Annotated in this window: 10 protein-coding genes; 3 read left to right on the top strand and 7 right to left on the bottom strand. The window is 41.6% G+C overall.

What is annotated here, in order from left to right; translation table 11 throughout:
- The 6 genes from VNZ46_RS05090 to VNZ46_RS05065 all read right to left on the bottom strand — a co-directional run.
- Positions 1-1,823, bottom strand: a 1,823-nt coding sequence (locus tag VNZ46_RS05090; protein ID WP_325559046.1) for an efflux RND transporter permease subunit, incomplete at its 3' end; no start/stop codon positions are given.
- 30 nt (positions 1,824-1,853) lie between these two features.
- A complete protein-coding gene (locus VNZ46_RS05085) occupies positions 1,854-2,957 on the bottom strand; it encodes an efflux RND transporter periplasmic adaptor subunit (protein WP_325559045.1) in 1,104 nt (367 codons plus the stop codon).
- Between the two features lie 11 nt (positions 2,958-2,968).
- Positions 2,969-4,264, bottom strand: coding sequence for a TolC family protein (locus tag VNZ46_RS05080; protein ID WP_325559044.1), 1,296 nt, complete (start codon positions 4,262-4,264; stop codon positions 2,969-2,971).
- A 116-nt stretch (positions 4,265-4,380) separates the two neighbouring features.
- On the bottom strand, positions 4,381-5,736 hold the full coding sequence (locus VNZ46_RS05075) for a HAMP domain-containing sensor histidine kinase (protein WP_325559043.1): 1,356 nt from the start codon (positions 5,734-5,736) through the stop codon (positions 4,381-4,383).
- Positions 5,737-5,750: 14 nt separating this feature from the next.
- Positions 5,751-6,425: a response regulator transcription factor gene (locus tag VNZ46_RS05070; RefSeq protein WP_325559042.1), complete on the bottom strand. Its 675-nt coding sequence runs from the start codon at positions 6,423-6,425 to the stop codon at positions 5,751-5,753.
- A 59-nt stretch (positions 6,426-6,484) separates the two neighbouring features.
- The gene (locus VNZ46_RS05065; RefSeq protein ID WP_325559041.1) at positions 6,485-8,452 is read right to left on the bottom strand and encodes a beta-galactosidase trimerization domain-containing protein; all 1,968 of its coding nucleotides are present in this window, start codon (positions 8,450-8,452) and stop codon (positions 6,485-6,487) included.
- A gap of 137 nt (positions 8,453-8,589) precedes the next feature.
- On the opposite strand from VNZ46_RS05065, the gene VNZ46_RS05060 reads away from it, so the two are divergent.
- Genes VNZ46_RS05060 through idi form a run of 3 tightly spaced genes read left to right on the top strand, consistent with a single transcriptional unit; the run spans position 8,590 to position 10,953 of the window.
- Positions 8,590-9,447 (top strand): oxidoreductase, encoded by an 858-nt coding sequence (locus VNZ46_RS05060; RefSeq protein ID WP_325559040.1) that lies wholly within the window; start codon positions 8,590-8,592, stop codon positions 9,445-9,447.
- A gap of 35 nt (positions 9,448-9,482) precedes the next feature.
- A complete protein-coding gene (locus VNZ46_RS05055) occupies positions 9,483-10,385 on the top strand; it encodes a helix-turn-helix domain-containing protein (RefSeq protein ID WP_325559039.1) in 903 nt (300 codons plus the stop codon).
- A 55-nt stretch (positions 10,386-10,440) separates the two neighbouring features.
- Entirely contained in the window at positions 10,441-10,953 is a 513-nt protein-coding gene (idi, locus tag VNZ46_RS05050; protein WP_325559038.1) for an isopentenyl-diphosphate Delta-isomerase, read from the top strand.
- On the opposite strand, the gene VNZ46_RS05045 is transcribed toward idi, so the two are convergent.
- The coding region (locus VNZ46_RS05045) for a 2-hydroxyacid dehydrogenase (protein ID WP_325559037.1) at positions 10,943-11,993 on the bottom strand (1,051 nt) is incomplete at its 5' end. The two genes, idi and VNZ46_RS05045, sit on opposite strands and share 11 nt — an antisense overlap.

Here is an 11,993-nt window from a genome sequence, read left to right as displayed (position 1 = left end):
GGTCTTCCGGTTTGGGAAATGACTTGCTTTACTTCTTCAAAACTCAGGAAGATTTTACGCATATCATTAGCCAGTTTCACAGACTCATCGAGTGAAGTGCTTAAAGGTCCTGTTGCTCTGACATAAATAGATCCCTCATTTAACTGTGGCAGGAACTCTGTTCCCAGAAAACGGAAGCAGAATAATCCAACCATCAACACCAGGATTGCTATTGGAAAGGCAATTTTCCTGTTCTTAAAGCACAGCCCGAAGAGCTTCATGGAATTGCGGGTAAGCCAGGCTACAAAAAAGTTATGTTTTTCCCGTACATTCTTTTTCAATAAAACACTAGCCATTACAGGCACCAGGGTAAAGGTAAGAAGGAGTGCCCCCAGCAAGGCGAAGCCCAAGGTCCAGGCTAGCGGAGAGAACATTTTACCTTCTACTTTTTCAAAGCTGAAGATGGGCAATAGCCCCGTAATAATGATCAGCTTGGCAAAAAAGATTCCTTTTCCATTGACCAGGCAGGCTTCTTTAATCATGCCCAGTTTGCTCAGCTTATTGAACCGATCCATACCAACCTTTTGAGCCCGGTGATCCAGCACCACAAAGATTCCTTCCATCATCACCACTGCCCCATCTATAATAATCCCAAAATCTATCGCCCCCATAGACAGCAAATTCGCCGACATTCCCTTCAGTTTTAGACAGATGAAGGCAAACAAAAGGGCAAGGGGTATCACCACTGCTACGATAACTGTTGTTCGCCAGTCGGCCATAAAAAGGAAAACAATCAGGGTCACAAAAATGATCCCTTCCAGCATATTGTGCATCACCGTATGTGTAGCAAAATCCACCAGGTCTTCCCGGTCATAGAAAGTATTGATCTTCACATCATCGGGAAGGATGCTGGAATTGAGTTCTTCGATCTTTACTTTCAAATTCTTGATCACCTCACTTGGATTTTCCCCCTTACGCATCACTACAATACCTTCAACCACATCAGGATCTTTGTCTCTTCCTACCTGGCCAAGTGCTGGCAAACTGGATTCTGTAACTTCTGCGACGTTCTTGACGTAAACTGGAGTCCCTTTAATATTGTCAACGATGATATTTTTGATCTCATCGATATTGTTCAATAAACCTATTCCGCGCACAACATAGGCCTGACCACTTTGCTGAATGACATCTCCGCCTACATTGACATTGCTTTTAGAAACCGCATCAAACATTTCCAGAGGGGTAACACCATATTGAACGGCTTTCTGAGGATCTATGGTGATCTGATAGGCTTTGGTTTGCCCTCCAAAACTATTCACATCGGCCACGCCGGGAACAGAACGAATCTCTCTTTCTACCACCCACTCCTCAAGGGTCTTCAATTCTTTAACCGATTTTTTATTACTGGTTAAGGTATAGCGAAAAATCTCTCCTGTGGGTCCATATGGAGGCTGTATGTCCGGTTTTACACCATCAGGCAGGTCAGCATCGGCAATGTGATTGTTGATCTGCATCCTCGCGAATGCATTATCAACATCATCATCGAAAGTGACTTTAACCACCGATAAACCAAACAACGAAGAAGAACGAATGGAGCTCTTTTTTTCCGTTGGGTTCATGGCAATCTCTAGCGGCCTGGTAACAAATTTTTCCACCTCTTCAGCACTCCTGCCCGGCCATTGGGAAATGATTGTCACTGAAGTATTCGTTACATCTGGAAAGGCATCAATACTTATTTTTTTAAAACTAATATAACCTGCAACGAGCAGCAGGAAGGTCATGAAGAATATAAAGAACTTGTTCTTAAGGGAAAAGTCCAGTACATTTTTTATTACTTTATTCATGTTTGTGAATTTTATAGATTAAATGACCTTCTAGTTTTTCAAAGACTCATATAAAAAGAGCTGGCGGGAAGCGATCAGCTGATCGCCTGCTTTAAGCCCACTACTGATGTATGCTTTGTCTTCTACCTGTTTGGCTACGGTAACGGGCTGTATTCTGACGTGTTCCTTTCCGTCTCTCACCAGTACATAATTGCGGTCATTGTCAAAGATCAGTACACGTAAGGGTACGGCAGGCATTTCCGCCCCTGAACTGGCACTGATACTCACCTTTGCAAACATCTGTGGTTTCAACAGATTTCCAGGATTGTCTATTTTTACCCGGGCCCGCATCACCTTGTTGTCCGGGTCGATCATGCTGTATACCTTATCTATTTTACCTGTGAAAATTTTATCCGGATAGGACAGTGTTGTAATTTTAACCGGATATCCGGTCTGTACCTTCGATATATCCGATTCATAAATATTGACCAGTACAAAGACGGTGGAGAGGTCGGCAATAGTGAATAAATTCTGACTATTGTCTGCTCTTACCTGCATATTGTCTGTCAGGTTTTTCTCTACAATGTAACCGCTTATCGGGGTCTTAATTTCATATCCTCTTCCATTGCTTTTGTTGATAGACATGACTGAACCTGCCCTTTTACTTTCTGCTGCTGCTTTTTCGTAATCTGATCTGGCTTGTTCCAGATCTTTCTCTGAGGCCAAACCACTTTGGTAAAGATCCTGAGTAGATTGCAGGATCCGTTTGGTATTTCTCAGGTCTGCCTGAGAAGCAATCAGATCTTTTGTAAAGCCTGCAATCTCTACACTGCGCATGGAGGCCAGGGTTTGTCCCTTTTGTACCACATCGCCAAGCTGAACATGAACATCCTGGGTAATTCCACTCACCAGTGGAAAGATCTTAACCATTTTATTCTCATCGGGTGCTACCACTCCTGTCAAGCCGATTTCTGAAACTGCGCTGTTTTCCTGAACGGTATCCAGCACCAGGTCATTGAGCAATTTTTCTGTAATCCGGAATTTGTTGTCTGCCTCTGCAGGTGGTTTCTCTTTTTTTGTACAGCTTTGAAGGATGCTTAAGATGAAAATACTTAAAGCGACTACAGTCGCTGTTATTGTTGATCTGTTAGACATAACATAAATAATTATTTGTTAAAAATTGGGGTACCGGTAACGAAATTTAACTGCTCCAGAGAATTGATCCTGTTGAGTTGAAGGTTATTGAGCTGAATGGTATTTGTTTTATAGGAATCATAGAAATCAAGAAATTCCAGCAAGCTGATGTTTCTTTTTTCATAGTTTTTGGATACCTCTTCGATCAGGTGGTTAAAATCAGTTTTAAACTTAGGATCAAAACTGTTGTACAAAACTTCCAGACGGAGTGCGCCCTGATAGGCATTATCCAGGTCACTTTCTATTTGATCTTGCTGTTGCTGCAGGCCAACTTTACTACTTTCAATGGCAATTTTTGCCTGCCTGATATTCCCCTGATTTCGGTTAAACAGTGGAATTGGTATGCTAATGCCTAAACCATTATAGTTCCTGACAAAACTGCCTTGTTTATCATAGGTAAGGGAAAGATTCACATCTGGAACGGCCATTGCTTTTTGCAGCTTCAGGTACAGATTACTGTATTCCAGGGCAGAATGGGCAGCTTTCAGATCGTAACGGTTGGCCGTAGCAGAATCCAGGAGTTTTTGATATGGAACTTGCTCCAGAACATCTTTACCATCAAGGTTAAAAGAAATCTTTGGTTTTACATCGGATTTAGGGTTGGACCGGATCAGGAGTTTAAATTCACTTTGCACATCATCAATGGCATCCTTCAGATCATTAAGCTCGGCCTGAAGAGAATACAGTTGAGACTGAATCCTCAGCACTTCTTTTTCTGCAATGTTTCCTTTGATGTATTGCTGGCGAAAAACATTTAAGGTTTTGGACAGTGAGTTAATCTCAGCAGAGTAAACGGATGCAGATTGTTCCTGGAAATAGATTTTATAAAAATCACTTCGCAACGTATATCTTAAGGTTCTAAGCAGATCAAAGAAATTATATTCAGCCTCCTGGACGCTAATTTTTGCCAGCCTGATGTTCTTATTGCGTTTCCCTGCAGTTTGGAACAATTGACTAATGCTCCCGCCAAACTGTCCGCCATCATGGCTCATATCAAAAAACTTCTTGCTTTGCGGATTATACAGAATGTTCTCGATACTGAACTGTGGGTTGTCAAATAATTTTGCAGTGATGATCTGGGCCTTCGCATTGTCTATGGCATATTGTCCGGCAAGCAGGCTTAAGTTATTTTTAAGGAAAAGTGCTTCAGCTTCCTGAATGCTGAGGGACAATGTTTCTCTGCCCCCTCCTTGTGCATGAACACGGTTACAGGTGATCAGCAACGGAATCATGGAGACCAAAAGTACACGAACTATTTTAAGGTACATATCTTTGTTATTTTGCAAACAAAGCTACATGACCGGTATTAATAGGGCTTTAGTTTAGGCTTAGAGAGGGATTAGAAGTTGATTAGAATTCTTTAATGTTAACCCGATCAGAAGTTCTACTGGGTAGGAAAAAAGAGTGTAACCCTGGTTCCTTCTTCCAATTTTGATCTGATCTTTAATGTTCCGTTATGTAAGCGGACAATATTATTGGTCAATGACAATCCTATTCCATATCCGGGGTATTTCAAGGCATTTGCCGAGCGGTAAAAGGGTTGCAGAATTTTATGAAGGTCTGCTTCGCTGATCCCAATTCCCTTATCAGTAACTGTAATCAGGATACCATGGTTAAAATAAGTCACTTCGCAGGTTACCATCTTTCCTTCTGAAAACTTAACTGCATTTTTCAATATATTACTAATCGCAATGAACAGCAAGCGCCGGTTTCCAGTCAGTTCAATATCGGCAAGACCGGATGGAATTATGTAATTTACCGGAATATGTTCCAATGTTCTTTTTACAGATAATTCATCTGCAATTTCCCACATCAGTTCACTGACCCGAATGTTCTGAAAATCCTTATGATCGAGATTGGTCTGCATTAGCTCCATCAAACTATTAATGATGTGGTTCAGCCGTTCCACACTGGTTACAATTTCTATCAGTGCTTTTTGATATTCTTCGGGCTCACGTTGCTTCATTAAGGTGATCTCTGCCTCTCCCAAAATAGAAGTAATCGGAGTCCGGAGTTCATGTGAGGCATTGGCTACAAAGGATTTCTGACTTTCAAAAGACTGCTCCAGATGTTCCAGAAGCTGGTTTATGGTGAGAGACAAATGGTCAACATCGTCAGATTTCGCCCTTCTCAAAGGCAGCCTCATATGAAGATTGGATGCCCGGATCCTCTTTAAATTACCAGTCATATTCACGATGGGGCGCTGGGAAATATTGGCAAATATCCGCCCGATAAAAAAAGTGATAAAAAGAGAAGCTACAAAAAAGGCAGACATGATCAGTCTGAGTTGGTGCATATCGTAAAAACCCGGTTCATCGACAGCGGAAACGACAACTATAAAATTTCCGGAATTATCTGGATAATAAAGTCCTGCCACCTGCCGGTCGCCAGAAACAAAATGTATAGTCTTCTTTCTTACGATCTGCTTTAAAAAAGACAATTTCCATCTTATAGAATCTTCTGGCATGAATTTGGGTTCAAATTGATCGTCATAAATACTGATGGATTCCCGGGATAAAGACTGAGGAAACTTCTTGGTCACCTGATCGAACATTTTGATGGAGAGGTTGTCTTCAGCGAAATAGAATTGCGCTGCGATAATGGCTCGTTCATCAAGTTTATTGTAAAAAGAGACAGAACGATTGTGCTCTACGATCACATAAATGCCACTTAAAACCACCAGCATTAAAAATGCAAACATGAAGGTGAATTGCAGAGATAAAGAGTTCTTGAATTTCATGTCGCGGATTTTTTTTATTGATCTTTGATAATGTAACCCATTCCGATCACCGTATGGATCAATTGTTTTTCATAGCCTTTGTCTACTTTGGATCGCAGGTAATTAATATATACATCAATGAGATTGGTCCCTCTGTTAAAAGAAATTCCCCATACAGCTTCAGCAATATAAATACGGGATAGAACACGGTTTTTATTGGCCATCAGGACCTCCAGCAAGGTGAATTCTTTGGCAGACAGCAGGATGATCTTCCCTTTTCTAGAAACTGTTTTTTTATAACAGTCCATTTCCAGATCATTTACCTGGTAAATTGTTCCGGGTAAAACCAGATCTTTTCTTCTGTTCAGGGCTTTAATCCGGGCTAGTAATTCTTCAAAATGAAAAGGTTTGGTTAAATAATCGTCGGCTCCGTTTTCCAAGCCCTGGACTTTGTCATTAACCGTATCTAAGGCAGAAAGCATTAAAATAGGCACTTCCTTTTTGAGCTGCCGTACCAGTTTACAAACTTCCATTCCATTAATATGCGGTAAAACAACGTCCAGAATAATTAAGTCATAATCATTTTCCAATGCCATTTTACAGCCCACACTTCCATCATAGGCCACAGAAACGTTATTCAGTTGTTCCTCTAAGCCCTTTTTTATAAAGGCGGCAACTTTAGGTTCGTCCTCTATTAATAAAATGTTCATAACCTTCTTTTTTCAAAGATAAATCGGTTTTTACGTATTCTAACCGACATTAAAACATTTTAATCTGAGTATGACACCCACCTTATAAGTAGCGTTTCTTCTCGGTTGATCTGGATCTGCTCTTTAGAAACCACAGTTCCTTTTTTATTGGCATACCATAGAACCGGCCTAAGGTTTTCCAGGCCCTGGATACTAATCTCCTGACTTTCCTGAGATTTATTGATCAGTATGCTCAGATAGTCTTTTCCATGTTGTAAAGTTTTCATTAGTAAGCCGGCTTGTTGCTTGCTAAAGCGAAAAAACTGTTGATCCAGAATATGCCCGAGCTCCCTGTTCAGCAACGACACCAGGGAATGGTAATCATCGGTAATTCTTGAGCCCAGCCCGATCAGGGAGGGTATCCAAAGTACCTTTCCTTGCCCAAAAGTGTTCCTCAGAGCCAGGACTTCTTCTTCATTCATGGCAATAGCTTGTCCGGTAACTGGATGTATGATACCGTACCACAAGTGCGCCATATGCGTATGGTTTTCAATCTCTAATTCAAAAAGCCGGTCTTTTAAGATGAATTCTTTAATTACCCCGCCAAACAGCTTTTGAAATGGAAAGTCTTTACCCATCAGGGTAAAAGCATTTTCATCGTAGTAAGCCGTTAGTCCTTCGGCAATAAGATGGCCACCTTTTTCCACAAAGCTTTCCAATGCATTCCAGTACCTGGACGGAATACTGATCTGGTGAGCCAGAATAATTGCCTCACCGGCATAATCCTCGCGTAAAAAGTCAAATTCTCCAATTTCATTAAAACAGGGAGATACGCCCATTTCAGTGATGGCCTCAAACCAGGCCAGGGCAGATTTCATCACACCTCCTATATCACGTCCAGGCTCAGCAACGTCGCTTTTCACCTGTAACGCCTGTTCTATCCACATTGATTCCCTGGTATAGAGGATATGGATTCCTGATTCAGCTACACTGGCTTCAGAAAAAAAATCAGCATGCTCATTGATCACCTTGATCACCTCCGAAGCAGCCCTCATCCGATAGGATGGTTCATTTAAATAATTCAACATTGCCCATTCTCCCGCTTCGAATCCGGAACGTCTGGGATTAAGGCACCAGAATATAGAACCCTTACTGCCTGAACCTATAGTAATCCACAGCCACTGAGCAATTTCTTCGGGTGTAGGGCAAAGTGGATTAAAAGCACTGTAGATGTTATTTCCCCCCTGCAGTTCAGTCATCAGCCAGGGAAGAGGTCCTGCACCTGAACGCAGCATTTCTGAATTGGCAGACATGGCGACAGCATACTTGTGACGGCTAAAATAACCAAAATGCCAGCTCGCATGCGCTGAACCTCCAAGACTGCTCAAAAAACTTCTCCATTGCGGGAAGTTATATTCTGCCGCATGCTGAAAGATCGCGTGATTGTTGACATGAATTAGGGCATCCGGATCGTACAAATGGATCTCCTGCGTGAGCCAGTTCAGAAACCAGGTGTTATAATAAAGCAGGAACTTTTCCTTTCTAAAATCAAGTGTCGTAAAGCCCTGGCTATTGTACAATTCTTTGACTTCTCTGGCTTTCCAGTCTTCAAAACTTTTCAGACTATGCTCATCTTCTGGGAGTACACCGGAACCGGGTTCGTTAATTGGCACCCATCCATATAAAGAAGTAAATTGCTTGAAATGAGGCACCAGATGCTGGATGTAACTGGAAATTTCCTCCAGGTTGGCTTCGCTCTTAGGAAACTTAAATCCTCCAACGTCGGTAAAATCTGTTGCTGGAAATAGATTGGCATAGATCTTTATATCATATTTCTCACCTGCCCTGAAGGCTGTGTCAAATAAACTAAAATCCCAGCTGCCATCTGCTTTATGCATATAGCTTTCGAACATTCTGATCCGGGTGATCTTCATCCCATTTTTCTGAAGTTGCTGAAACCATAAATCGATCTCCTCCGGGCTTTGTCCGGGTTCAATAAATACTTCTGCCCCGATCATTGGAATATGGGAATTTTCTGTCTTATCCATTTCAATACCTCTAAACTATAACTCTTAAACATATTGTACCCTGGTAATTGTTTGAATTTTGCAAGCATTAGTTTGATTAGCGTACAGAACAAGGACTTCGCCCTGTGTAATTTTGATCTATCAAAAGATATTAAACTATGAAGACAAGAAAAGTTTGGCTGGTCACCGGTGCCTCAAAAGGCTTGGGACTAACCTTAGTAAAACAATTACTGGAAGCTGGTTACCTCGTTGCAGCAACTTCCAGAAACCGCAATGATCTGCTGGAGGCTATAGGATCTAAAAGCGAACAATTTCTCCCATTGGCGATGGATTTGAAAACAGAGGCCAGCGTTGCGGCGGCGGTAGAAAATACCTTTACCCACTTTGGCCAGCTGGATGTAGTGGTCAACAATGCAGGCTATGGTCTGGTTGGAACGGTAGAAGAACTCAGTGACTGGGAGGCGCGTGAAAATTTTGAGGTCAATGTGTTTGGAACTTTAAACGTAATCAGAAGGGCAATGCCTTATCTACGGGAACAAAGATCCGGGCATATTTTTAACTTGTCTTCCATTGGAGGTTTTAACGGAAATTTCCCGGGATTCGGAATCTATTGTGGAACTAAATTTGCCATAGAGGGCTTATCGGAATCTCTTGCTGCTGAGGTTAAACCCTTTGGTATTGATGTGACCATTGTGGCACCAGGTTATTTCAGAACAGATTTCCTTTCTTCCGAATCGCTTCAGGTACCAAAAAACCCAATCACAGCTTACAAACAAGTAAGAGACTTGCAGGACGCACATCAAAATGACATCCATGGCAATCAGGCTGGCGATCCTGTAAAGGCTGCCCAGGCGATGATACGTGTGGCAACAGAAGAGAATCCACCTCTTCACTTGTTTCTTGGAGAAGACGCCTATAATCTAGCTTATACGAAGATTGATGCCGTAATAGAAGAACTGGAACAATGGAAAGCGCTTACTGTATCTACGGCGATTGAAACCAGTGTTCCTGTTTAATTTATTTTTGTAAATTTAATATAGAAAAGAACATTATGCCAAAACCAGAGAGTTTAGAAGATTTTTACAGGAATAAGTTTAACCTGGTTCCAGCTAACCTGCAAAAGGACACCGGACACTTCAATGTGTTCAGGGTAGAAGATTGTTTTCATAAAAAAGTCAGTCCGCCAGTGTATGCACGAAGAGATTTTTATAAGTTCAGCCTGCATCGTGGAGAAACCATTTATCATTACGCAGACAAAAGCATTCGTGTGTCTGGAACAGCATTGATGTTTTTTAACCCGCGTGTACCTTATACCGTTGAAATTCTTTCAGAACAGAAAAGTGGTTATTTCTGCATTTTCAAAGAAGCCTTTTTCACAGAGAACATTCGGGGCAGTATCCGCGACCTGCCTATGTTTGCCCCTGGTGGCAAGCCTTCTTATGTTTTAAATGAGCAGCAAGATCAGCATGTGAGCCAGATCTTTGAAAAAATGCTGGAAGAGATTGATTCTGATTACCGCTTCAAGAATGATCTGATCCGTAACTATGTTACTGAAATGGTGCATTATGCATTAAAGATTGAACCTTCGGAGACTTTGCACCAGCATAATGACGCCAACTCCAGGATCACCGCTGTATTTAATGAGCTTTTGGATCGTCAGTTCCCTATAGAATCTCCGGGGCAACGCCTGGCCATGCGTTCTGCTAAAGATTTTGCAGACCAACTTTCAGTCCATGTCAATCACTTGAACAGGGCAATCAAAGAAACCACAGGTAAGACTACCACAGGCCATATCACGGAAAGGATTGTTAGTGAAGCAAAGGCTTTGCTGAAACACACCAACTGGAATATTTCAGAGATCAGTTATTGCCTGGGTTTCGAAGAACCTTCTCATTTTAATAATTTTTTCAGAAAGCAGGCAGATTTGACCCCGACTGCTTTCCGTTTGTATTAATGTTTTAATGGTTGTTATCAAGAGAAATTAGCTTATTCTCCTATCTTTGTCCTTCATGTTAGAAGAAGTCATCCTTGTCGATCAAAATGATCAGCAAACCGGTACTATGGAAAAAATGGAGGCGCACCAGTTGGGTTTGCTGCACCGGGCCTTTTCTATCTTTATTTTTAACAGTAGTGGAGAATTACTCTTACAACAACGTGCCCTGGATAAATACCATTCAGGGGGAAAATGGACAAATACCTGCTGCAGCCATCCAAGACCAGGCGAAGAAACAATTCATGCGGCTCACAGAAGGCTGATGGAAGAAATGGGTATGAGTTGTGCGCTAAATTATGGATTTAGTTTTCTGTACAAAGCCGATTTTAGCAATGCACTTACCGAGCATGAGTATGACCATGTGTTTTTTGGGGCGAGCGATGAACTACCTATACCAAATCCTTCAGAAGTAGCCTCTTTCCGTTATTTAAACCTGGAAGATCTTGCTAGAGAAATTAAAATCAACCCGGAGGATTATACCCCCTGGTTGAAAATCTGCTTTAGCAAAGTACTTGATTTTAAGAGTTGACAGGCAGCACGCTGTTTGCACTGCTTTTTCCTTCCTCAATACTTTTTATATTGGTCAATGTGGTTTCGGCAATTTCAGTTAACGCTTCTACGGTTAAAAAGGCCTGATGCGCCGTAATGAGTACATTAGGAAAGCTCATTAGCCTCAGGATTTGATCGTCAGCAATCACACTTTCGGAAAGGTCTCTGAAAAACAGCTTTTCTTCCTGTTCATAAACATCTATGCCCAGGTATCCTAATTTCCCTGTTTTTAAAGCGTCAATTGCATCAGCAGTACAAATCACTGCCCCACGGCTTGTATTGATCAGCATCACGCCGTCTTTCATTTTGGCGAAGCTTTCTTTATTCAATAAGTGCTTGGTTTGTGGTGTTAAAGGACAATGTATAGAAATGATGTCACTTTCCTGGAAGAGTGTATCCGTATCTGTTAACCGGATATGTGAAGGAACATTTTTTTCGTAGGGATCAAAGGCAATTACCTTGCAGCCAAATCCTTCCATGATTTTCCCAAATGCCAGACCAATCTTGCCTAACCCAATAATTCCAACTGTTTTTCCATAAAGGTTAAAACCGGTTAGGCGTTCAAGGGAAAAGTTTCCTTCCCTGATCCGGTTATAGGCTTTGTGGGTTTTCCTGTTGAGTGTTAAAATCATAGCTACAGCATGTTCTGCAACAGATTCAGGTGAATAAGCGGGCACACGAAGCACCTTCATATTTAATCTGGTGGCTTCTTCCAGATCAACCTGATTAAATCCCGCACACCGAAGTACAATATTGTGGATTCCAAGTTTGGCCAAATTTCTTAAGGTCTCCGCGTCGGCCTTATCGTTTACAAAAATACAGACGGCATCACAACCTTCAGCTAAGATATAGGTTGTAGCATTTAAGGAAGCCTCCAGGTAGAGCGGTTCGTACCCATAATGGACATTGACTTCATCAAAGAATTTTTTATCATAAGACTGGGTACTGAAGAAGGCGATTTTCATAATAGGTGAAGCAAGTAAATAAATACTAAGATAGCAATTGCAACAAGGTTTTAGT

The sequence above is a fragment of the Pedobacter sp. genome (genome assembly GCF_035566355.1).
GTDB lineage: Bacteria > Bacteroidota > Bacteroidia > Sphingobacteriales > Sphingobacteriaceae > Pedobacter.
This window is presented reverse-complemented; position numbering and strand designations above follow the sequence as displayed.

Excerpts from the sequence above, each read along its gene's own strand:
- VNZ46_RS05085 (WP_325559045.1), bottom strand. The coding sequence starts at position 2,957 with ATGTCTAACAGATCAACAATAACAGCGACTGTAGTCGCTTTAAGTATT.
- VNZ46_RS05080 (WP_325559044.1), bottom strand. The coding sequence starts at position 4,264 with ATGTACCTTAAAATAGTTCGTGTACTTTTGGTCTCCATGATTCCGTTG.
- VNZ46_RS05075 (WP_325559043.1), bottom strand. The coding sequence starts at position 5,736 with ATGAAATTCAAGAACTCTTTATCTCTGCAATTCACCTTCATGTTTGCA.
- VNZ46_RS05070 (WP_325559042.1), bottom strand. The coding sequence starts at position 6,425 with ATGAACATTTTATTAATAGAGGACGAACCTAAAGTTGCCGCCTTTATA.
- VNZ46_RS05065 (WP_325559041.1), bottom strand. The coding sequence starts at position 8,452 with ATGGATAAGACAGAAAATTCCCATATTCCAATGATCGGGGCAGAAGTA.
- VNZ46_RS05060 (WP_325559040.1), top strand. The coding sequence starts at position 8,590 with ATGAAGACAAGAAAAGTTTGGCTGGTCACCGGTGCCTCAAAAGGCTTG.
- VNZ46_RS05055 (WP_325559039.1), top strand. The coding sequence starts at position 9,483 with ATGCCAAAACCAGAGAGTTTAGAAGATTTTTACAGGAATAAGTTTAAC.
- idi (WP_325559038.1), top strand. The coding sequence starts at position 10,441 with ATGTTAGAAGAAGTCATCCTTGTCGATCAAAATGATCAGCAAACCGGT.